Raw genomic sequence first — 19,968 nt, 5'->3', positions numbered from 1 at the left:
AAGGGCTTACTTTGGCAGAAATAAAATAGGATTACTTAAAATAAATGCAGGTTTTTGAAGATAAAAAGCATGTAATATTTAGAGCATAAATGAAGTTTATTGTAATGTTTTTTAGCATTTTTGGGTAAAAAGGTACATGAAGAATGACTGCTTTAAAACCTAGGAGATTGGGAAAATCACCGATTTAGTTGCCGAAAAGAAAAGTTATTAATACTGCTGCTGGTTATTTCGCCACTTAAGATAAGTTATGAAAGCCTGAGAAAGTTATCCTACTAAAATCTACTTCTGTCTTTCAGTACGTGATAAATTTTAATTTTTTGCGAAAAAATTAGATTAAATGAAAAGAAGGTGAGATGCTTAGTTTACAGGTAAATGAGCGTGAGCTAGTAAGCTTTCAAAGGAGACATAGCGAAGAACCGCTTCATGGGTAGCGGCTAATACTACTAAGGGAGCCACTCCCGAGTCAAAAGCTTCTTTCCACCGCAGAGCGCAGAGGCACCAACGGTCACCAGCTTTCAGTCCTGGAAAATCATAAGCAGGCATCGGAGTACTCAAATCATTGCCCCGTTGCTTGGTAAATCGGAGGAACTCATCAGTCATAATGGCGCAAACTAGGTGGCGACCACTATCTTCCGGACCAGTCTCACAGCAACCGGTACGATAAAAACCAGTCTTAGGCGATTCACTACATAGCTGAAGTGGGTCACCTAGCACATTTTTTGCATTATTATCACTCATACGCTGTTTTCAACCCAACACCAGAGTAGGGTGTAGGACACGGATGTTAAGCGGCTATCTTTTGTTGCACTAAGTCGATGACTTTTTGCCATCGCTGACTTTTCTCGGTAGCTCGCAAGTTAGCGACTGCTTGGAAACCGGTAACGGTCCACCGCTGCCCAGATAGTTTTAAACGTTGCTGTAGCACATGTCGGTGTGCTGCTTCAATAGGGCCGGAACCAATTAGTAATCCTTCTTCTTGGAAAGTGCCGTACATCATGCGTTTCTGGTTTTTCTGATAGTACTTTATCAAGGCTACTCTGGCTTGCTCTGTGGGAATGGTCCGACTAGGGGGCAACCCCTCGATGACTTTTATGACCTGCTCTACCTGATCGGACAACAAGCAGGTTTTCTGCTGCTCAATCCAGGCTTTGGCTTGAGGCGGTTTTTTAAAGTAGTCGGTGGCAAAGTGGCCTAAATGTTCCATCGCATGGTAGAAATCTAGTATCTGTCGCTGCCCAGGATACATAGCCTCGGCCCAGTTCCATATCCAAGAGGCACCATCAGCGACAATCACCACATCGCTCAACTCATCCATATAGTACTGCATTTTCTCTTCAAACCCCCGATGCCCCCCGTAGTGGGCCACATAAAGTGATTCTTTGATCCAGTTTCGTTGAGGGCTCTCTTCCAATAAAGAGCATGCTGGAAATACCCGGCCTAGTTTGGCTTCTTTCCAGCCCTGTTCCCGAAACAAGAATTGCGCTCCGTCCACCATGACATAGTGCATGGCTGTCTGCTGTTTTGCATCAACACGGTGTGTTTCCCCCTGCTCCAGGGCCTGGATTTGTTGCTCCTCCAGCATTTGTCCGTAGTGGTGGCAGAGCCGTTCTACTTGTTTGTCACTCACTGAGATATGTAGTAACTTACCTATCGCTTCACTACTTTTATCAAAGACCTGCTGCTGGCCTATCCAGCAACTTACTTCCTGCAAATACGCACTCATTTTAAAGTGGGGGGTATGTTGAGCTAACACATGGTGTTTGGGAACGGATATTTTTCCAAAACTGGTGGCTACTTCTTTTTTTTTCTGGCATTTGCCTCCTCCCCCGTACTAGCTTGCAGAATGTCCTGCCCTAGATGGCGCATCATCTCCGAAAAACTGTGCTCATACTCGTATCCACTAGTTTGCCCTTCTTGGCTCTGCTGCCAAACTTTTATGCGTTCCATCAGTCTTGCTTGTAATACTTGATCTTTTTTCTCCATAACGGGTAGCTTTTTTCCAAATTTAAACATCTTTACAATCGTGTCCTACACCCCCAGAGTAATAGTTTAAGTCGAAAGCTGAAAGTTTCATTTTTTAGCTAAACTAAATACGTCCTAACCCTTGTTACTACACCAACTATTATTGCTATTTTTGAACATTCGATTATTGGCAATTGGTGCCGATTATTTGCAGTAGAACGAAGCTTATGAAGAACATCCGTAATTTTTGCATCATTGCCCATATCGACCACGGGAAAAGTACGCTGGCTGATCGTCTGCTTCAGGCAACCGGTTCGGTAGATGAGCGGGATATGCAAGACCAACTGCTGGATAATATGGATCTGGAGCGAGAGCGGGGGATTACCATTAAAAGCCACGCCATTCAGATGAACTATACTTATAGTAAGGGGGGAAAAGAAGAAGAATACATTCTCAACCTGATTGATACCCCGGGGCATGTCGACTTTTCGTACGAAGTATCGCGCTCCATTGCGGCCTGCGAAGGAGCCTTGTTGGTGGTAGACGCTGCCCAAGGCGTGGAAGCCCAAACCATTTCTAATCTGTATTTGGCAATTGAGCACGATCTGGAAATTATTCCGATACTGAATAAGATTGACCTGCCGGGAGCGATGGTAGAAGAGGTTAGCGACCAGGTTATTGATTTGATTGGCTGCGACCGGGAAGATATTCTATTAGCAAGTGCTAAAGAAGGTTTGGGAGTACCCGAAATTCTCGAGGCGGTGGTGGAACGAATTCAATCGCCTAAAGGCGATGTAGATGCTCCTCTGCAAGCCATGATCTTCGATTCAGTTTATAATTCTTTTCGGGGAGTAGAAGTGTATTTTCGGGTGTTTAACGGTAAGCTCAATAAAGGCGATGAGGTAAAGTTTGTCAACACCAAGCGTACCTACGGAGCTGATGAAATTGGAGTGCTGAAACTTAAGCAGCAGCCAACTCAAATGATCGAAGCGGGCAACGTAGGTTACATTATCTCGGGTATTAAAACTGCCAGCGAGGTAAAGGTTGGGGATACAATCACCCACGTGAAAAATCCGGCTACTTCTTTGAGTGGGTTTGAAGATGTAAAACCGATGGTATTTGCCGGAATCTATCCGGTAGAAACTTCCGATTTTGAGGAACTGCGGGCATCCATGGAAAAATTGCAATTGAATGATGCCGCTCTGATTTGGGAACCCGAAACCTCGGCGGCACTAGGCTTCGGTTTTCGCTGCGGCTTTTTGGGAATGTTGCACATGGAGATTGTGCAGGAACGGCTGGAGCGAGAGTTTAATATGACCGTCATTACTACCGTCCCTTCGGTAGGCTTTCATGCCTATCTGTCCGATGCGGAAGTAACCATGCAGCCGGTAAGTGCTCCATCTGAAATGCCTGAACCTAATTTTCTCGACCGTATTGAGGAACCCTTCATTCGGGCGCAGATTATTACTAAGTCGCAATTTATCGGAGGGATTATTGAACTGTGCATGGATAAGCGCGGAGTGATTAAAAACCAAGTGTTCCTGACGCAGGATCGAGTAGAGCTAACTTTTGAGTTACCATTAGCCGAAATTGTCTTCGATTTCTTTGATAAGCTCAAAACCATATCTCGGGGCTACGCTTCACTGGATTATCACCCGATTGGCTACCGTACCTCTAATATGGTGAAGTTGGATATCATGCTAAACGGTGACAAAGTGGATGCCCTCTCGGCTATTGTTCACCGCGATAAGGCCTACGAGTGGGGTAAACGACTCTGTGAGAAACTACGCGAACTACTGCCCCGCCAAATGTTTGAAATTGCCATTCAGGCGGCTATCGGTCAAAAAGTCATTGCCCGCGAAACAGTAAAGGCTATGCGAAAAAACGTGATCGCCAAATGCTATGGTGGTGATATTTCCCGAAAGCGCAAACTGCTGGAAAAACAGAAAAAGGGTAAAAAGCGAATGCGTCAGGTCGGTAACGTAGAAATCCCCCAAGAAGCCTTTATGGCGGTGTTGAAGTTGGATTAAAATTACTCGATTATGGAAGAGCTAAACAAGCTAAGAAGGTCAGTCAATTTAATGAAAGCTCAGATGAGTTATCTGCGGGATCATGTAATAAAACTGGATGAAACCGTTCAGCAGGTGGGCGACGATTTAGACGCTTTTATTGACGTATATACATTGGATATGAAAAAGGTAAGTCAGCGTTTGGATGCAATAGAAAAGCGGTTAGATAAGTAGAGTGTACTCTCAAGTAGTTTTAAATCCTACCTTCTACTCACTCAAAATATTATACAGGTCAATATTGAGGTAGTAATGGTGGCCTTGAATAGTTCGTTTGTCCAGCACGCCTAGTTCGGTGAGTTGGTTGAGGTAACTGCGGGCGGTATTTTCGGCGTAAATGTTCTCGCTAGTAAAATGCTTCACAGTAGAGTAGGGTTGGGTAAATAGCATTTCAATCATCTGTTCCGGTCGCTGAATTGGGGTTTGCTGACGAACTGCCTGCAAGATGCCTTCCTTCGCCTGTAAAATATCATTGATCTTACGATAGGTTAGGTTCGCCGTTGACTGCACTGCTTGTAGCATATATAAAATCCAGTCTTGCCAGTTGCTCCGCTGAGAAACTCCGGCCAAAAGATAGTAGTATTCATCTTTATGGTCAATAATGTAGCGACTGAGAAATAGAATGGGTAGATCAAGCAAGCCTTTTTTAGTAAGGTAGTGAATATTAAATAGCCGTCCCGTTCGCCCGTTTCCATCCCGAAAAGGATGAATCGCCTCAAATTGGTAGTGACCGATTGCCATTTTCAACAAAGGATCGAGAGCGTACTGCTGATCGTCGTTCATAAAATCCAGCAGATTACTAAGCTTTTCTTCCAGAATACCCTCGCCTCGGGGGGGAGTGTAAATCACCTGTCCGGCATTCATGCCACTGCCTCCCTGCCGGATAACGATACGAGTGAAGGCTGGACGAAACCCATCTTTCGCCTCTTTTACTTCCCGGTACATTTGAATGAAATAGTCCAGGTCAAAAACTTCCTTTTGTTCTAAACTGTGAAACCCTTTCCATAGAGCTTCGCGATAGCGCAATACTTCCTTGGGTGCTCCGTAGGTTTCCTGTAAATCATTTTGACTGAACGCTTGGTATAGTTCATCGTCCGTAGTAAAAATATTCTCAATCTGACTAGAGGCTTTCGCTTCCTGCAAACTGATGGTGTTAATCAGTAGCTTTTGATCTGGAATGGCGGCACTGCGACCGTGTAGCCGAGCCAGAGATGCCTTGGCCTCTCCTAGCTGCTCGAGAACTTTCACATTCCGATAGTGCTCTTTTGGGATAGGTAGAGGTGGTAAAGTATTCCAGGGTTGGTTACGATCAGGATTAATCCAAGCTTGGTCAGACATTATTATTGATGCTTTTTTAATGTTTAGTGTCTAATAGAACCTTAATTTAAGGCTCACTTTCCCAATAAGCATTAAAATATTAACTATTTAATGCTTATAAGCTATTGCGACCTTAAATTGAGGTTTACTTTTATAACAAACATTAAATGAACGAAAATTTAATGTTCATAGTATTGGTAGACTCAAGTTTAATGTCAATAATCAAATAAACATTAAATAATTTATGAAATAATGTTTGCGTGAAAATCAATACTTACTTTCTTTAGACTTCTTGTAATGTCTAGACCAGGAGTACGATTGTTTCAAGAGCTTTTTTATGATGCCAGTAGGGTTATATTTACTTTTGCACTTCTTTCAGAAATTCTATCGACACTCAGATTACTTCACAACTATGACAATTATTGACGGCAAACAAACAGCGCAGCAAATTCGGCAAGAACTCACCGAGCAAGTGAATCAATTAAAAGCTGAAGGAAAAAAAGTCCCTCACTTGGCAGCGGTGTTAGTGGGTAACGATACCGCCAGTGAAACCTACGTCCGCAACAAAGTGAAAGACTGCGAGCAAGTAGGCTTTAATTCTACCCTTGTTCGCCTCGATGAATCTATTTCTGAGGAAGAATTGCTTCAGGAAGTTCACAAGCTCAATGATAATCCCGATGTTGATGGTTTTATTGTACAACTGCCTTTACCCAACCATATCAACGACGAGAAAATCACTTTCGCGATCAAAGCTGAAAAGGATGTGGACGGCTTTCACCCAATCAATGTAGGACGAATGGCGAAAGGTTTGCCATCTTACGTAGCGGCTACTCCGCTGGGCATCATGCAACTACTAGAACGCTACCAGATTGAAACTGAAAGTAAGCATTGTGTCGTTATTGGCCGAAGCGATATTGTGGGCACACCTATGAGCTTACTGATGTCTCGCAAATCCAATCCGGGCAACTCAACCGTAACTATTTGCCACAGTCGAACGAAAAACATGGCCGAAATTACTCGCGAGGCCGATATTCTGATCGCAGCGATTGGAAAAGCGCACTTCGTTACCGCCGATATGGTGAAAGAAGGGGCGGTCGTTATTGACGTAGGTATTAACCGAGTGAATGCCCCCGAACGTCCGCGCGGCTACAAGCTGGTGGGTGATGTCCACTTTGAGGAGGTTACTGAAAAATGTAGCTACATCACTCCGGTTCCCGGTGGGGTTGGTCCGATGACCCGAGCGGCGTTGCTCTACAATGCAATGTTGGCGGCGAAGAAAGAGATATATCGATAGCGAACTAAGCAATGCGATTTTCGTTTGTACAATTAGTTGTACTACTTTTAATTATATGGAAATTACTACGTATTCAAACTTTCGGCAAAACCTGAAGTCTTTCCTAGACAAAGTTTTTGAGTCTCGCGCTCCTTTGTATGTTACCCGCTCCAACGGTCAAGATATGGTAGTTTTGTCAAAATCGGACTACGAAGGAATGCAAGAAACGCTGCATCTTTTAAGCAGCCCCAAAAATGCAGAACGTCTGGCGCGAGGTATAAAAGAGCATGAAGAAGGAAAAGGGGTAGAAAGAAGTTTGTTGAATGAGTGAAGAGAGTAAACTAATTTTTTTATCGGTTGGCTGGGAAGACTATTTATACTGGCAAAAGACTGACAAGAAAATACTCAAACGTATCAACGAACTTATCAAACAGTACCAGCGTACTCCATTTGAAGGAATTGGAAAACCTGAGCCATTACGAGTTAGCCTATCCGGATGGTGGTCTCGCCGTGTTGATCACGAACACCGATTAGTATATCGCCATGAGGGCGGAAACTTATATATTCTTCAGTGCCGGAAACACTATTAGTTGAGCGATGTAGTGAAACGTGAAGGGTTCTGAGTTTTGAGTTCAGAGTTTTCAAATTCAAAATTAGTCATTGGTAACTCATGGCAGCAATAAGAAAGTTTGAGGATTTGCAATGCTGGCAAAAGTCGCGACAACTGAGTATGCTCATCTACGAAACAACCAGAAAAGAACTTTTCGCTCGTGATTTTAGCCTAAAGGATCAGATTCTTAGATCGAGCGGGTCAGTGATGGATAATATTGCGGAGGGTTTTGGCCGTGGTGGAAACAAAGAGTTTGTTCAATTCTTGTTCTACGCTAAGGGCTCATGTTTGGAAGTGATGTCTCAATTGTATCGGGCTAAAGACCGTACTTATATCACTGAGCAAGAATTTAGTGAGCTATATCAATTTGCTAATGAAATATCTGGGATGATTCAGAGCCTAGTTCACTACTTAAAAAAATCAGAACTAAAAGGCATAAAGTATAAATGATAGGTTCATGAACTCCGAACTCAAAACCCAGAACTCCGAACCCAAAACTCAAAACCCAGAACTCAAAAAACTCCCCATCATGGAAGCCTTCTATACTTTACAAGGGGAAGGAGCACATCAGGGGAAAGCAGCTTATTTTATTCGGCTGGGAGGTTGCGACGTGGGTTGCCACTGGTGCGATGTAAAAGAATCGTGGGATGCTAGTCAACACCCGCAGAAATCAGTCAGTGAAATTGTGGAAGAAGCTTCTCAGCATCCGGCTAGGTTGATCGTGATTACCGGAGGCGAACCGCTGATGTACGATTTAACGGAACTTACTCACAACCTTAAGCAATCTGGATTTACAGTTAATATTGAGACTTCGGGAGCGTATCCACTGAGTGGGGAATTGGATTGGATTTGTTTTTCGCCCAAAAAATTTAAAGCCCCTCTACCCGAAATCTACCAACAGGCTCACGAACTAAAAATTATTATCTATAATAAAAGTGACTTCCGTTGGGCCGAGCAGTTTGCCGAAAAAATGAATCCTCAATGTCAGCTATTTCTTCAACCCGAGTGGAGTGTAGCTGAAAAAGTGCTACCGCAGATCATTGAGTACGTTAAGCAAAATCCGCAGTGGCGTGTCTCTTTGCAAACGCATAAATTCTTACATATTCCGTGAGGTAAGTTTATCTAATAAATAGTACATATTCTTTGCTATCCGCTAAAGTCTAAGTTGGTATCTTGTCCGAGTAATCAAACAAAACTACTATGACTTCTCTCGGGATAAGAATCTTTTTATTGCTCTTAATTTCCAGTTCAGCTTCAGCGCAAATCTTTGTGGCGCGCAACTTTTTTCCAGCCCCGTTAGACGATACTACCAGCGAACGTGGCTTCTTACCGAATGTCGTTTTTAGTGCCGAAGGAATGCGAGGTTTTGGCTCGGCACTAGATGAGCAAGCCTGGAATGCCAAGTATTTCGGATTGATTGAACTTTATCGTTTTAGCGACAAAGCAACTATCGCCGGAACACTTTCGCACGAGCTTACGGCGAATCCGCATAATGAGATCAGCTTCCATATGCGGGGCGCTATCTGGAATGAATCCATCGCTTTTTTTCGTAAAGTGAAATTTGGTACGCTAGAGTTTGGGGTTATTCACCACTGTCGGCACGAAATTGATAATACTGTACCTTCTGATGAATCGGTGCCTGATGAAGAATATAGCCCTACCCGCCGTTTGCTAGTAATGACCGCACTTTACTCCACTTTCAGCACGCCGAACTATTTGATTGGTGAGCGGATGCAATATCGGTTGTACGGTCGGCTCAATGCGTATACCTACCGAGTAGATGGTCGTCGACCCGAACACTTCGAGAGCGATCAAAGTTGGGAAAATTTGCGGGCTTCTTTACTCATTGGCGGGCGATGGACTGCTGAATTGTCTAAAGTGGTAAACACCTACGCTCGCGCTTGGGTAAACCCAATCTTCTTTGATAGGGGAGATGCCTGGAAGATGAATTATCGGGTAGAAACTGGGCTGGGTTTCCGAGGAAAGCAAGGAGTGCTAGAAGCGTTTGCGGCCTATGAGCAGTACTTCGACGATGCTTCCCGACCGTACCCCCTTCCGTCAAACGTTTTGTTTGTAGGAGCCAGGATTCGCTCACATTTAATTTTTTAGATTATCTGCTTTTCAGAACTTAATAAATTTCATATTTTTGCGATTCTCTAAAAAAGGAACCGAAATTTACCGTCCTCTGTTGGGCTTTAGAAAAATAGCGAACTATGAAAAAAGATATTCATCCCGATTACCGAAAAGTAGTTTTTCACGATACTTCCAGTGACTACAAATTTGTCACCCGTTCTACTATTCAGTCGGAAGAAACTACCGAGTGGGAAGATGGAAACACCTATCCATTAGTAAAAATAGAGGTAAGCTCAGCTTCTCATCCATTCTACACGGGTAAGAAGCTGTACGTAGATGCTGCCGGGCGAGTTGAGAAATTTAACCGTCGCTATAAAAAGAAATAACCTCTGAAAATAAAGAGTCTTTTAGAGTCTTCGGTAAACTTATCGGAGACTTTTTTATTTTTGTGCCTTTATCCAACAGTAACTATTGGATTTTGCAGTTTTCAGCAATACACGGTCTACCTGAAGTAAAACAGCACTTAATACAATCGGCCAATACCGAGCAAGTAGCCCATGCCCAATTGTTTCTGGGGCCGGAAGGTGGGCCAAATTTGGCGTTGGCACTAGCCTACGCTCAATATTTAAACTGTGAGAACCGAGGGGAAGATGGGCACTGTGGTGATCGATCGGCTAGTCATCAGCAATCAAAAGTGGAGTACGCTCAGCCCGACGTACACTTTGTATTTCCGGTAGGTTCCACGAAGAAAATAACTGGGAAAGATGTAGTAAGCGATAGCTTTATTACCGAGTGGCGTACCTTCCTCACCGAGCGTCCCTACGGCTCGTTAGCCGATTGGAGCGAATATCTGGGAGCTGAAAATAAGTCACTCAATATCTCTAAAGAAGAGAGCCGGAACATCATCAGAAAACTGAGCCTTACTGCGTTTGGTGATCGCTATAAAATTGTTATCATCTGGCATCCGGAGCGAATGCACCCCGCCGCTGCCAATGGTATTCTTAAGATATTGGAAGAACCCCCAGATCGGACGCTATTTATATTAGTAGCTCACAGCACCGAGCAACTGTTGCCCACTATTTTATCTCGCACACAAATCGTTCAAATCCGAGCTTTCTCAGATGAAGAAATCATACAAATGCTCGTAAATCATCCGGCTACGAAAGAAGAAGTTGATCGGCAACGGTTGCGGCGTATTGCCACGTTGGCTGAGGGTAATTTTCAGAAAGCCCTTCAGTTGTATCAGGAGGTAGAAGATGATAGCCACCAGCTTTTTCGGGATTGGATGCGCTTGTGCTATCTGCAAGATTATAAAAAACTACTTTCGTTCGTAGATAAATTTCAAAAACTGGGAAAAGAGAACCAAAAAGCTCTTTTTTCCTACGGGCTGGCTATGATTCGTGAGATGTTGGTGCATCACTCGGTTGATCAGTTGGCAGATTACGGCGAAGAAGATACTTTACAAAAAGAAAGAAAGTTAATGCGGGTGCAGGGTAAAGATCTAGAATTTGTAGTGAATTTTAGTAAAATAGCAAATGCTGCTGTACTGGAGAAAATGCTCTATTGGTTTAATGAAGCCTATGTTCAGCTAGAGAGAAATGCTAATCCGAAGATTCTGCTACTCGATATTTCGCTGAACGTAGGACGATTAATTAAGCGGATATGAAACTTAAGATAGGAACCCGAGGTAGTAAGCTAGCCCTGTGGCAGACACAATACGTAGCCGAGAAACTGCGTGCTGGTGGGGTAGAAAGCGAAGTGGTTGTTATCAACACCCGAGGCGATAAACGGCAAGATGTTGCCATTACTGAAATTGGCACGCGGGGCGTCTTTACTGAAGAAATAGAGGAGCAACTCCAACGTAAAACAATTGACCTAGCTGTACATAGTGCTAAAGACCTGCAATCTAGCTTACCTGAGGCATTTGAAATTGCGGCTTTCACCGAGCGAGAGCAAACAGCCGATGTGCTCGTTAGTCATCAACCCAATTTTTCCCTGCACAGCAATCAGCCACTAACTATTGGTACTTCATCGGTACGGCGTAAGGCATTGCTTAAGCACTATAATCCTCATCTGAATACAGTAGAAATGCGAGGCAATCTACAAACCCGCATGGCTAAAATGGAAGCAGGGCAGTGCGATGCACTGATGTTGGCCTACGCCGGAGTACACCGCATGGAGTACGATCGCTCAATAGTGCATCAGTTCTCTACTGAGCAAATGATCCCCGCCGTGGGGCAAGGGAGTGTGGCGGTTGAGGTACTGGCGAGTTTGTCTAGCGAGAAAAAGAAAGTAATCCGGGAGCTTATCAATCACGAAATAACTGAGCAGCAGCTTCGGGCGGAGCGGGCGTACCTAAAGGCCTTACGGGGTGGGTGTAGTGTGCCAGTATTTGCCCTGGCAACTATCACTGATAATAGGTTGTTGCTTCGGGGTGGAGTAGTGAGCTTAGACGGCAGAACCTTACTGAAAGATCAGGCGACAGGCAGTAAGGAACTTCCGGAAGAAGTAGGGGAAATACTAGCCGAAAAAATAATTTCTCAGGGTGGTAATCAGATACTCGAGCTAGCCAGAAAGTAGAACCTTATTAATTTATTATTTAAAAATAGTATATTTGAAGTTGCGATATGTATAAAATAAAATATTTAAGCAATATCTGGTGCCTTTTTCTGGTACTTATAATCAGTAGTTGTTCTTCTGAGAAAGAGTTCTTGGTAACGATGAGTACGGAATACGGTGACATGCGCGCTATTTTATACGATACCACTCCCAAGCACAAAAAGAATTTTATTGAGCTAGCGCAAAGTGGAAAGTACGATAGCGTAACTTTTCACCGAGTGATCGAGGATTTTATGATTCAGACCGGTGATTTAGCAACTCGACCCGGATCAACCCAAGAAGATGCTGTAGATTATACAATTGAGGCTGAATTTGTGGATACGCTGTTTCATAAGAAAGGAGCACTAGCGGCAGCTCGACAGGGCGACCAAATCAATCCGAAGCGAGCATCCAGTGGTAGTCAGTTTTATATTGTGCAGGGAACCGTGCTGTCGCGAGAAGAATTAACTATTGATATGCGAAAGCTGAACGACGGTGTTGGGCAATTACTACAACGGGATAATTACGATAGTGTAAGAGAAGAACTACTGAGCTTATATAACAGTCAGCAGTTCGACGCATACACGCAAAAGCTCATGTCGTTGAAGCCCGAATTAGAGGAAAAGTTGGGAATAAAAGTTGAGAAAAGCTACGCCCCTGAACGGTTGGAAGCTTACACTACTAAAGGAGGAGCACCGCATTTAGACGACACCTACACGGTGTTCGGAGAAGTGATTGACGGGTTTGACGTAATAGATTCTATTGCTGCTCAACCTACTGGTGCAAGGGCAATAGAAAAGCCTAACCAGGATATTTATATGGTGGTTGATGTAGAAGAGGTTTCTAAAAAGAAGATCACCCAACAATTCGGATACGAATTTCCAGTTCAATAACACTGTTAATTATATACGTGAATTTTTGTAGAGAGAGAAATAGAAAGAATATGGTGAAAGTACTGCTAACTGGTGGGAATGGTTTACTGGGTCAGAAACTAATTCCGCTATTACTATCTGATGATGAGATTCATACGATCATAACTTCTCGGGGAAAAGCCCGATTTGCTGAGCCCTATCAGAATTATCAATATTTTGATCTGGATATTACTGATCGTGATCAGGTTTTTAATGTTTTTCATCTAGTGCAGCCCGATGTGGTGATCCACACTGCAGCCATGACAGATGTTGACTATTGTGAGCAACACCAGAACGAGTGCTGGGAGATCAACGTACAAGGAGTTGCCCACCTGCTGCGAGCCGCTGAAGTGCATAACAGCTTTTTTGTACATCTTTCTACTGACTTCATATTCGCAGGCGATAAACGTCATTTGACCGAGGAAGATACTCCTCAGCCAATAAACTTTTACGGACAGGCGAAGCTTCAGGCTGAAGCACTCATCAAGCAGAGCCGGGTGAAGAGCGCAATTTTGCGTACTGCTCTAGTTTATGGATTAGTTCCTAACATGAGCCGTTCTAATATTGTGCTTTGGGTGAAAAATAGTCTAGAAACACGAAAACCTATCAGTGTGGTTGACGATCAGTACCGCACCCCTACGTTGGTTGAGGACCTGGCAATGGGATGCTATTTAGTTACTAAGCAGCGCGCTGAAGGAGTTTACAATATTTCTGGTGGAGAAGTGCTTACTCCCTACCAAATGGCTTTAGAGGTAGCTAAAGCATTTGGGTTAGATGCTTCTCTGATAACCAAAACTGATTCTTCTAAATTTAAGCAAACTGCTAACCGACCGCCCGAAACGGGACTAATTGTTGAAAAGGCGAGAGCCGAACTAGGGTTTACCCCTCACACATTTGAGGAAGGGGTTGTTACCCTAGCAAAGCAGTTTTCTACCGCTTCTTAGTACACATAATCTTCCTTCCCCAAAGCTTTCTCTTCTGTCTTGATTTCAATGGCAGATTGGGGTAGGTTATCCGTTACTATTTTGTACAACTTTTCTTTGATGGTATCCCCGCCCAAATCGCGGTTGTATTGCTTATTGGCGGCAATTCCCAAGTCTACGATCTTTCTTTCATCTTGATCTAGATAGCGTATAATACTGGGTATTTCTTTTTGGGCATTACTGTAGAAGAGTGCGGAAGTGCCTTCGTCCAAATATTCGTGGGTAATTTGCATATGGGGTACAATAACTGCTTTGGCTTGCTTCATGTAGCTTAAAAGTACCATTTGGCCCGAAGCACCAGTTTCTTCTTTTAGCGGTAAAATGCAGGCTTTCGCATTTTTTATCAACGTATTAAATTGCTTTTTAGGTATATCGCGAAGTACTTGCACATTTGACGGTAATTCTACCTGTAAATCTCTATTTAAATGAGAGCCAACAATCACTAATTTCTGATTTAGTTCTCGGAAGGCATCAATCAGAGAAGCATAATCGCGGTTGGTAAACCCTCCGGCAAAATAGTAAGAGCCTACCTGCGCTCTAACTTCTTCATCTTCAATATCTGCTGAAGAAAAATCACCGTAGGGCAAGGATACCAACTTATGATTAGGAATACCTAAATGCTGGTGATAGATAGAGCGGTCGGCCTCAGAATTAATGACATAGTACTCTCTGCTGATAGCCGTCCAGGCCATAATTTGTCGTAATAAAGGAAAGAAGCGGCAATCGTGAATAAAAAAACCTAACCAGAAAAACTGCTGGCAGCGTATAATTCTTAGCTTTATCAGTAGTTTGAGAAAAAGAGATGCCCAACCTATACTAACAATGGTTTGGGTGTTTCTGATTTGCCGAAGATTCTGAAGTAGAAAGAGTATAAAAGAAAAGCATTCAAGTATAGTGAGTCTCTTACTTACCAACCTTTTACTTTTTTTCTGGAACTTAACTAACTCATGGAAGCCTAACTCTTCTTTAAGAAAGTTTACGTGAGGGGGGTACATTCCTTGGTCTAAGCGAATAACATAGCTTTTCATTGCTGGTTTTAAATTTTAAATAGTTAAAAAATATGTTTTCTCAGTGTAGGTTAGATGACTAGCCAGCTAAATCTCTTCATACTTATCAATAGCAGTTAGTTATCTATAAATGGATATAAATTAATACTTCAAATCACTTCATCATCTTAGGTAGCTTGTAGACTAGCTTTACATGGTTTTACCCCTAACTGGCGAACCCCTCAACCACCTGAAAGTATGATGAACCTAATGTTTCCAAATGACAAATTTTCTACCTGTTAGTAGGTAGGTGAAGCTGATAATTGAGTTTATAAATATTATTTAAAATCATTTTCACTGAAAATTTATATATAATTATATTATTTATTAAAATAATTAAATATACGTATCTAAAGTAAATAACAGCGATGTAATATCCAAGTAATTTTCTACATTAATTTTATTTTATTTTATCATCGTATATTAGTATTCATGGGCGCGAAAAAGTAATCAATAGATCGATAAAAAAATGGGAAAGGGAGAAGCTACTCCGATTAATACATCGGTTTTATCGGAAAACAGGGGAGATTGCGTATATTCCCGTTTCGTTTTTACTGAAATTAAAGAGTCCCATGAGGAAACCCCTACTACTAACCATTAGCCTATTATTCATTCAACTATATTCTTTCGGACAAGCCACCGAAGAGAAAAGTATTGATGAGACGATTGACTCCTTATTTACGCCCATATCAAATTTTGCTACATCCATTATCTTTTATCCGCTGCTGACTATCCGTGGTGTAGAGATTCCTTTTATACTGCTCTGGCTAATTATTGGAGCAGTATTCTTCACATTTTACCTCAATTTCATCAATATTCGGGGGTTCAAAACAGCCATCGATATTGTAAAAGGTAAGTATACCAACGCCGATGATCCGGGCGAGGTAACGCACTTTCAGGCACTGGCAACGGCTCTTTCGGGCACTGTAGGTTTGGGGAATATTGCCGGAGTGGCCGTGGCAATTTCTATGGGTGGTCCGGGAGCTACCTTTTGGATGATCATCTTTGGTCTGTTCAGTATGTCATCTAAGTTTGTAGAATGCGCTTTGGGGGTTAAGTTTCGGGATGAACATGCCGACGGTACGGTTTCCGGTGGGGCAATGTACTACCTACGCAAAGGTTTAGCCCAGAAAGGAATGGGTCGGTTGGGAGTTTTCTTAGCGGGTTTCTTCGCTGTTATGGCAATTGGGGCATCTTTTGCTGGTGGTAACATGTTCCAGGTCAATCAAGCGGCTGAACAGGTCATTGGTATTACGGGCGGACAAGACACTTTTATTGGGCAGCAAACCTGGGCGTTTGGTTTAATCATTGCCGTACTGGTCGGAATTGTGATAATCGGTGGTATCCAAAGTATTGCCCGAGTTACGGAAAAGATCGTTCCGTTTATGTGTGGCGTCTATATTATTGCTGCCATTGCCGTTATTTTAGTAAATATTGAACAGATACCCGAGGCTTTTGCTAAAATCGTAGAAGGGGCAATAGGCGGGAATGCAATGGCCGGAGGACTAATCGGTACATTGATTGTTGGAATGCAACGAGCCACTTTCTCAAACGAAGCCGGGGTAGGCTCGGCGGCCATCGCCCACTCAGCCGTAAAAACCAGTGAGCCGGTTACCGAGGGGTTTGTAGCTTCATTAGAGCCTTTTGTTGATACGGTAGTGGTATGTACCATGACCGCACTGGTCATTGTAATATCTGGATTGTACGAAGGAGAAACTGATGGTATCTCTTTAACATCCAATGCTTTTGCTACCGTAATTAGCTGGTTTCCCTACGTATTAGCTATAGCCGTACTTCTCTTCGCATTCTCTACTATGATTTCCTGGTCGTACTACGGAGTAAAAGCCTGGACATATATTTTTGGTGACTCTCCTATTTCGGTTATCGCCTATAAAGTGATATTCTGTGGGTTTATTGTGATTGGAGCTTCAGTAAACTTAACCCCAGTAATTGGTTTTAGCGATGGAATGCTATTTGCCATGTCGCTTCCTAATATTCTAGGTTGCTATATTCTAGCCCCACTGGTGAAGAAAGATATGCAATCGTTTTTAACTAGAATCAAAAGCGGAAAAATAGAAGTTTACGATTAAGGCTTGTTACTGGTCACAGTAAAGTTGATCGTAAGCATCAGGCTCGTAGGCTTGGCGGAAGATTATCTCTCCCTGAGTATCCATGTAAATAACAATATGCAGTTTCGCTTCCGATACGTATTTCTCCGTTAGGTAAACGGGTTCTTGCGTTTGGGGGTGAGGCAGCAGCCGAATATCATCAAAGCTGGCGCGTAGCACTTCTCCTTGCCGGTTGTTCAGTACTCCGTAGCCTTGCTGTTGATAGATTTTCAGCAACTTTTCAGAAGCAGTAGTTGATAGTTCTGAAAACTCAATAATGCCGTTGTACTGTAGATTTTGCTCATCAAAAGACAGTCGGCGTTGAGGAGACTCGGCTAACGCATAAAGGTGCCACTGGTCTTCGTACTGAACCAGTGCTGTTTGCTCGTTCCAATAATGAACTGCCTGGAACGCAAAGGGAAGCAGTAGCTTTTGTTTAGCATCAATCACTCCGAATTTCCCGTCTTTTTGCGCGATGTAGAGCGGAGTAGGAACCGAATCTTGAATTACCACCGAATAATACTTCAGAACACTTTCGTAAGCTGGCTCAATAATGACTCCGGTGCGCGGATGGTATACCCCAAACTTCTTCCGATTGAATAGGCTAAGCAGCCCTTCGGGTTGATAATTACCAATACGTTGGTAGCGAACTGGCACCAATTCATTGCCCAGGCGGTCAATAACTCCCCGTTTGCCTTTCTGCTCAATTACGTATATCCCGTCGGGGTATGATAATGCTCTATCGACATTGGCGGATAGTACGGTATCTCCCGCTTGCGTAAGCAACAGTGCTGGCTGCTCAGGCTGACTGACTAATAAAGATTCTTCTACTAAACCGGTAGGTGCAACACCCTGCGTGCGTAATAAACGAAACGTAATATTTTCGTTATTTCTTTTGGGGAGCGGAATCAGGATTGGTTGCTCATCAGCAATGAGTAAGGTAACACTATCGGTGGGCTTGCTGTCTTTGGGAACAGTGAATGCGAAATGCTCGCTTAATATTTTAACTGAATCGTAGGTTGTTGATGAAAACTGGGTTGAGTCACTACTAAGAAGCCAATACTGCTGATCGTGCTTTAGAGCCAACCACTGGTCGTTGTAGTAAGCTTGGGAAAAAGTGCTGGGCAATCCGGCATTTTCTGGAGGATAAAGTGAATAACGTAAAGTCTGCTCCGTAATTAGGCTGTCGTTCTCTACCCTCGTTTTTTCTTCGCTGGTGCGGAGTAGAAAAATATCTTTATTGTTGAGTGACGCTCTATGCAACACCGTATGCTTTTTCAGCGGCACTACTTCAGTCAGGGCAGTATCCAACACAGTTTCAAATTCACTAGTGAAGGCCAGCAAGTAGTTTTGGTCAAGAAGAGCTACATCTTCGTACCGAAATTCTGCCCGGAAGGTGGGGTTTTCCGCTTGTTCAATCAAGGTTACCCGATTAGTAACCGCTAACTTTCCTTCTTTTTCCACCGCTATAAACTCTCCGTACTCAGTAATATCATCGTAAGTCGGCGATAGCAAGGTGGTGCCCGTAAATGTTTTCAGTCCCCACTGACCGGAAGCTTGGTACTTGATAAACTGATAGGGTAAGTCGGTACCGGGTAGTAATTCTACTTCAGTTACATTTTCTGAAAGCGGAATTACGACTTCCCCTGAGGCATGAAGCAATACGCCCGAACCACCCATTGATACCCAAAGCAGGCCACCACCCAATTCTTGAACTGATTCCAATTCGTTACTCTCAATTGGCAGTGAGCGAACTATTTTTCCGTCTTTAGTAAGCAGGTGCAGTTCTTCATTATTAACTCCGAAAACCAGCGAAGTCTGCACGCCACTACACAAGTACGCGGGTAATACCGAAGTGAAACGCGGAGCGATTGCCGTCTGCCCCGACGCATCAATAAATCCAAATTCATCATCCAAATAAGGAAGCAAGAATCTTGATTCAGACTTCTCAGCCTGTTGCAGCGAGTCGAGAAAAGGTAAATCAGCTAGCGTGATAAAAAAGGAATCAGCCGGGTGAGATTCTTGATACAGATGGTACAACCAATTAACCGCCTTCCGGGCGAGCTTGCTTTGCGGAAAATCGCGAGTAAAACTAGCGTAACTTACCAAACTATTGTTAGCAGTAGTGATAGAAAAGATCGACTGCTCGGCCTGTAAGCGATACGGCGACTGAGGAAAAGCTTCTAAAAATTGGTAGTAGCTCGCTAGGTTCCCGGTTTTGGTTTGAGCCTGAAATGCCAAGGTATTAAACCGCTCTTCCGCCTGACTATACTGTTCGGCCTCTGGATAGGTATTCATAAATTCCCGGTAGGCTTGGTACGTATCTAGTTGCTGGGTTGCCTCAAAAGCTAACTGATTTCTCAAACGAACGGCTTCAATTCGCTGCGGGGCATCAGTGTGCTGATCTAAAAATGACTGGTACGCTTGCACCGTTAATTCTTCTTTTGCTTCTGCAAACGCCAGACTATCTATTCGGCGCTTCTGTTGCAGTAGCAGCGAATCGGTTAGGGGAATGGCCTGAGCCAGCTTGGTTTGTTCCTTAGGAGGAGTATTTCGATAGTCTTGACTGGATAGCAAGATATACTGATACGCTGAATCAACGGAGTAGCCAGTGAACAACGAATCGGTGTAGAGTAGAGAGTAGGCATAGTAGACATCGGCGTGTAAACTATCCTTCGGGTTAGCCAGCTGTTTTTCTAACGTAGTTTGAGCTTTCTCCCACTGCTGCTCTTGCATGGCCTTCAGTGCGCTTCGGGTACTCTGACACCCGATATTTCCTAATAGTAAAAAGCTAAGAGAGGCTCGTAAGCATATCGTTAGAAAGGGAGAAAAGAAAGTAGTGACGCAATTCAGCTTCATAACAAATAAGCGATAACGGACAAAGATAGTGCTAAAAATGAATCGCCAGGAAAGCTAACTGTTCTTAGCAAGAATTAATCTCTAAATACCTCTGAAAAAGAAAATTGCTCACAGTATAGCTCGGGTATTTGTAGCAACCTTCTGAGCATAAATCTACCAAAA

Annotated in this window: 20 protein-coding genes; 14 read left to right on the top strand and 6 right to left on the bottom strand. The window is 43.3% G+C overall.

What is annotated here, in order from left to right; genetic code table 11:
* Positions 1 to 357 precede the first annotated feature (357 nt).
* The 3 genes from P0M28_RS07060 to P0M28_RS07050 form a co-directional block, all read right to left on the bottom strand.
* A complete protein-coding gene (locus tag P0M28_RS07060) occupies positions 358 to 738 on the bottom strand; it encodes a DUF2237 family protein (protein WP_302209003.1) in 381 nt (126 codons plus the stop codon).
* A 46-nt stretch (positions 739 to 784) separates the two neighbouring features.
* On the bottom strand, positions 785 to 1,723 hold the full coding sequence (locus tag P0M28_RS07055) for a hypothetical protein (RefSeq protein ID WP_302203705.1): 939 nt from the start codon (positions 1,721 to 1,723) through the stop codon (positions 785 to 787).
* A 68-nt stretch (positions 1,724 to 1,791) separates the two neighbouring features.
* Positions 1,792 to 1,983: a hypothetical protein gene (locus P0M28_RS07050; protein ID WP_302203706.1), complete on the bottom strand. Its 192-nt coding sequence runs from the start codon at positions 1,981 to 1,983 to the stop codon at positions 1,792 to 1,794.
* 206 nt (positions 1,984 to 2,189) lie between these two features.
* Here P0M28_RS07050 and lepA point away from each other — a divergent pair, with 206 nt between their 5' ends.
* Together lepA and P0M28_RS07040 are read left to right on the top strand one after the other, a co-directional pair.
* Positions 2,190 to 3,992 (top strand): translation elongation factor 4, encoded by a 1,803-nt coding sequence (gene lepA, locus P0M28_RS07045; protein WP_302209001.1) that lies wholly within the window; start codon positions 2,190 to 2,192, stop codon positions 3,990 to 3,992.
* 12 nt (positions 3,993 to 4,004) lie between these two features.
* Positions 4,005 to 4,205, top strand: a complete 201-nt coding sequence (locus P0M28_RS07040) for a hypothetical protein (protein ID WP_302208999.1) — start codon at positions 4,005 to 4,007, stop codon at positions 4,203 to 4,205.
* 33 nt (positions 4,206 to 4,238) lie between these two features.
* Here the strand turns inward: P0M28_RS07040 and P0M28_RS07035 are convergent, their stop codons facing one another.
* Positions 4,239 to 5,366 (bottom strand): Fic family protein, encoded by a 1,128-nt coding sequence (locus P0M28_RS07035; protein ID WP_302208997.1) that lies wholly within the window; start codon positions 5,364 to 5,366, stop codon positions 4,239 to 4,241.
* A 391-nt stretch (positions 5,367 to 5,757) separates the two neighbouring features.
* Here P0M28_RS07035 and folD point away from each other — a divergent pair, with 391 nt between their 5' ends.
* The 11 genes from folD (at position 5,758) to P0M28_RS06980 (ending at position 13,754) form a co-directional block, all read left to right on the top strand.
* Complete coding sequence (gene folD / locus P0M28_RS07030; protein WP_302208996.1) at positions 5,758 to 6,639, top strand: bifunctional methylenetetrahydrofolate dehydrogenase/methenyltetrahydrofolate cyclohydrolase FolD; 882 nt, start codon at positions 5,758 to 5,760, stop codon at positions 6,637 to 6,639.
* 55 nt (positions 6,640 to 6,694) lie between these two features.
* Positions 6,695 to 6,949, top strand: coding sequence for a type II toxin-antitoxin system Phd/YefM family antitoxin (locus P0M28_RS07025; protein WP_302208995.1), 255 nt, complete (start codon positions 6,695 to 6,697; stop codon positions 6,947 to 6,949).
* A complete protein-coding gene (locus P0M28_RS07020; RefSeq protein WP_302208994.1) occupies positions 6,942 to 7,208 on the top strand; it encodes a Txe/YoeB family addiction module toxin in 267 nt (88 codons plus the stop codon). Before P0M28_RS07025 ends, P0M28_RS07020 begins: the two co-directional genes overlap by 8 nt.
* 80 nt (positions 7,209 to 7,288) lie before the next feature.
* Positions 7,289 to 7,678 carry a four helix bundle protein gene (locus P0M28_RS07015; protein ID WP_302208992.1) on the top strand — a complete coding sequence of 130 codons (390 nt, stop codon included), beginning with the start codon at positions 7,289 to 7,291 and terminating at the stop codon, positions 7,676 to 7,678.
* A gap of 79 nt (positions 7,679 to 7,757) precedes the next feature.
* A complete protein-coding gene (locus tag P0M28_RS07010; protein ID WP_302210862.1) occupies positions 7,758 to 8,339 on the top strand; it encodes a 7-carboxy-7-deazaguanine synthase QueE in 582 nt (193 codons plus the stop codon).
* Between the two features lie 89 nt (positions 8,340 to 8,428).
* Positions 8,429 to 9,337, top strand: coding sequence for a hypothetical protein (locus tag P0M28_RS07005; RefSeq protein ID WP_302208991.1), 909 nt, complete (start codon positions 8,429 to 8,431; stop codon positions 9,335 to 9,337).
* 104 nt (positions 9,338 to 9,441) lie between these two features.
* The gene (locus P0M28_RS07000) at positions 9,442 to 9,687 is read left to right on the top strand and encodes a type B 50S ribosomal protein L31 (protein WP_302208989.1); all 246 of its coding nucleotides are present in this window, start codon (positions 9,442 to 9,444) and stop codon (positions 9,685 to 9,687) included.
* A 92-nt stretch (positions 9,688 to 9,779) separates the two neighbouring features.
* Entirely contained in the window at positions 9,780 to 10,967 is a 1,188-nt protein-coding gene (locus tag P0M28_RS06995) for a DNA polymerase III subunit (protein ID WP_302208987.1), read from the top strand.
* Positions 10,964 to 11,881 (top strand): hydroxymethylbilane synthase, encoded by a 918-nt coding sequence (hemC, locus tag P0M28_RS06990; RefSeq protein ID WP_302208986.1) that lies wholly within the window; start codon positions 10,964 to 10,966, stop codon positions 11,879 to 11,881. The genes P0M28_RS06995 and hemC overlap by 4 nt, the downstream gene beginning before the upstream one ends.
* Before the next feature lie 140 nt (positions 11,882 to 12,021).
* Positions 12,022 to 12,792, top strand: coding sequence for a peptidylprolyl isomerase (locus P0M28_RS06985; RefSeq protein ID WP_302208984.1), 771 nt, complete (start codon positions 12,022 to 12,024; stop codon positions 12,790 to 12,792).
* A 50-nt stretch (positions 12,793 to 12,842) separates the two neighbouring features.
* Complete coding sequence (locus P0M28_RS06980) at positions 12,843 to 13,754, top strand: SDR family oxidoreductase (RefSeq protein WP_302208981.1); 912 nt, start codon at positions 12,843 to 12,845, stop codon at positions 13,752 to 13,754.
* Here the strand turns inward: P0M28_RS06980 and P0M28_RS06975 are convergent.
* A complete protein-coding gene (locus tag P0M28_RS06975; RefSeq protein ID WP_302208979.1) occupies positions 13,751 to 14,485 on the bottom strand; it encodes a glycosyltransferase in 735 nt (244 codons plus the stop codon). The two genes, P0M28_RS06980 and P0M28_RS06975, sit on opposite strands and share 4 nt — an antisense overlap.
* Before the next feature lie 926 nt (positions 14,486 to 15,411).
* Between P0M28_RS06975 and P0M28_RS06970 the strand changes: the two genes are divergently transcribed.
* Positions 15,412 to 16,929, top strand: a complete 1,518-nt coding sequence (locus tag P0M28_RS06970) for an alanine/glycine:cation symporter family protein (RefSeq protein WP_302208977.1) — start codon at positions 15,412 to 15,414, stop codon at positions 16,927 to 16,929.
* Between the two features lie 6 nt (positions 16,930 to 16,935).
* Here P0M28_RS06970 and P0M28_RS06965 read toward each other — a convergent pair whose 3' ends face one another.
* Positions 16,936 to 19,806, bottom strand: coding sequence for a WG repeat-containing protein (locus P0M28_RS06965; RefSeq protein WP_302208976.1), 2,871 nt, complete (start codon positions 19,804 to 19,806; stop codon positions 16,936 to 16,938).
* Positions 19,807 to 19,968: the final 162 nt, after the last annotated feature.

Source organism: Tunicatimonas pelagia (assembly GCF_030506325.1).
Lineage (GTDB): Bacteria > Bacteroidota > Bacteroidia > Cytophagales > Cyclobacteriaceae > Tunicatimonas > Tunicatimonas pelagia.
The sequence above is the reverse complement of the archived record's forward strand: the minus strand, read 5'-3'. Positions and strand labels throughout refer to the sequence as shown.

What these genes read in the sequence shown, in the direction of transcription:
- P0M28_RS07060 (WP_302209003.1), bottom strand. Translation starts at nt 738, where the DNA reads ATGAGTGATAATAATGCAAAAAATGTGCTAGGTGACCCACTTCAGCTA.
- P0M28_RS07055 (WP_302203705.1), bottom strand. Translation starts at nt 1,723, where the DNA reads ATGAGTGCGTATTTGCAGGAAGTAAGTTGCTGGATAGGCCAGCAGCAG.
- P0M28_RS07050 (WP_302203706.1), bottom strand. Translation starts at nt 1,983, where the DNA reads ATGGAGAAAAAAGATCAAGTATTACAAGCAAGACTGATGGAACGCATA.
- lepA (WP_302209001.1), top strand. Translation starts at nt 2,190, where the DNA reads ATGAAGAACATCCGTAATTTTTGCATCATTGCCCATATCGACCACGGG.
- P0M28_RS07040 (WP_302208999.1), top strand. Translation starts at nt 4,005, where the DNA reads ATGGAAGAGCTAAACAAGCTAAGAAGGTCAGTCAATTTAATGAAAGCT.
- P0M28_RS07035 (WP_302208997.1), bottom strand. Translation starts at nt 5,366, where the DNA reads ATGTCTGACCAAGCTTGGATTAATCCTGATCGTAACCAACCCTGGAAT.
- folD (WP_302208996.1), top strand. Translation starts at nt 5,758, where the DNA reads ATGACAATTATTGACGGCAAACAAACAGCGCAGCAAATTCGGCAAGAA.
- P0M28_RS07025 (WP_302208995.1), top strand. Translation starts at nt 6,695, where the DNA reads ATGGAAATTACTACGTATTCAAACTTTCGGCAAAACCTGAAGTCTTTC.
- P0M28_RS07020 (WP_302208994.1), top strand. Translation starts at nt 6,942, where the DNA reads ATGAGTGAAGAGAGTAAACTAATTTTTTTATCGGTTGGCTGGGAAGAC.
- P0M28_RS07015 (WP_302208992.1), top strand. Translation starts at nt 7,289, where the DNA reads ATGGCAGCAATAAGAAAGTTTGAGGATTTGCAATGCTGGCAAAAGTCG.
- P0M28_RS07010 (WP_302210862.1), top strand. Translation starts at nt 7,758, where the DNA reads ATGGAAGCCTTCTATACTTTACAAGGGGAAGGAGCACATCAGGGGAAA.
- P0M28_RS07005 (WP_302208991.1), top strand. Translation starts at nt 8,429, where the DNA reads ATGACTTCTCTCGGGATAAGAATCTTTTTATTGCTCTTAATTTCCAGT.
- P0M28_RS07000 (WP_302208989.1), top strand. Translation starts at nt 9,442, where the DNA reads ATGAAAAAAGATATTCATCCCGATTACCGAAAAGTAGTTTTTCACGAT.
- hemC (WP_302208986.1), top strand. Translation starts at nt 10,964, where the DNA reads ATGAAACTTAAGATAGGAACCCGAGGTAGTAAGCTAGCCCTGTGGCAG.
- P0M28_RS06985 (WP_302208984.1), top strand. Translation starts at nt 12,022, where the DNA reads ATGAGTACGGAATACGGTGACATGCGCGCTATTTTATACGATACCACT.
- P0M28_RS06980 (WP_302208981.1), top strand. Translation starts at nt 12,843, where the DNA reads ATGGTGAAAGTACTGCTAACTGGTGGGAATGGTTTACTGGGTCAGAAA.
- P0M28_RS06975 (WP_302208979.1), bottom strand. Translation starts at nt 14,485, where the DNA reads ATGGCCTGGACGGCTATCAGCAGAGAGTACTATGTCATTAATTCTGAG.
- P0M28_RS06970 (WP_302208977.1), top strand. Translation starts at nt 15,412, where the DNA reads ATGAGGAAACCCCTACTACTAACCATTAGCCTATTATTCATTCAACTA.
- P0M28_RS06965 (WP_302208976.1), bottom strand. Translation starts at nt 19,806, where the DNA reads ATGAAGCTGAATTGCGTCACTACTTTCTTTTCTCCCTTTCTAACGATA.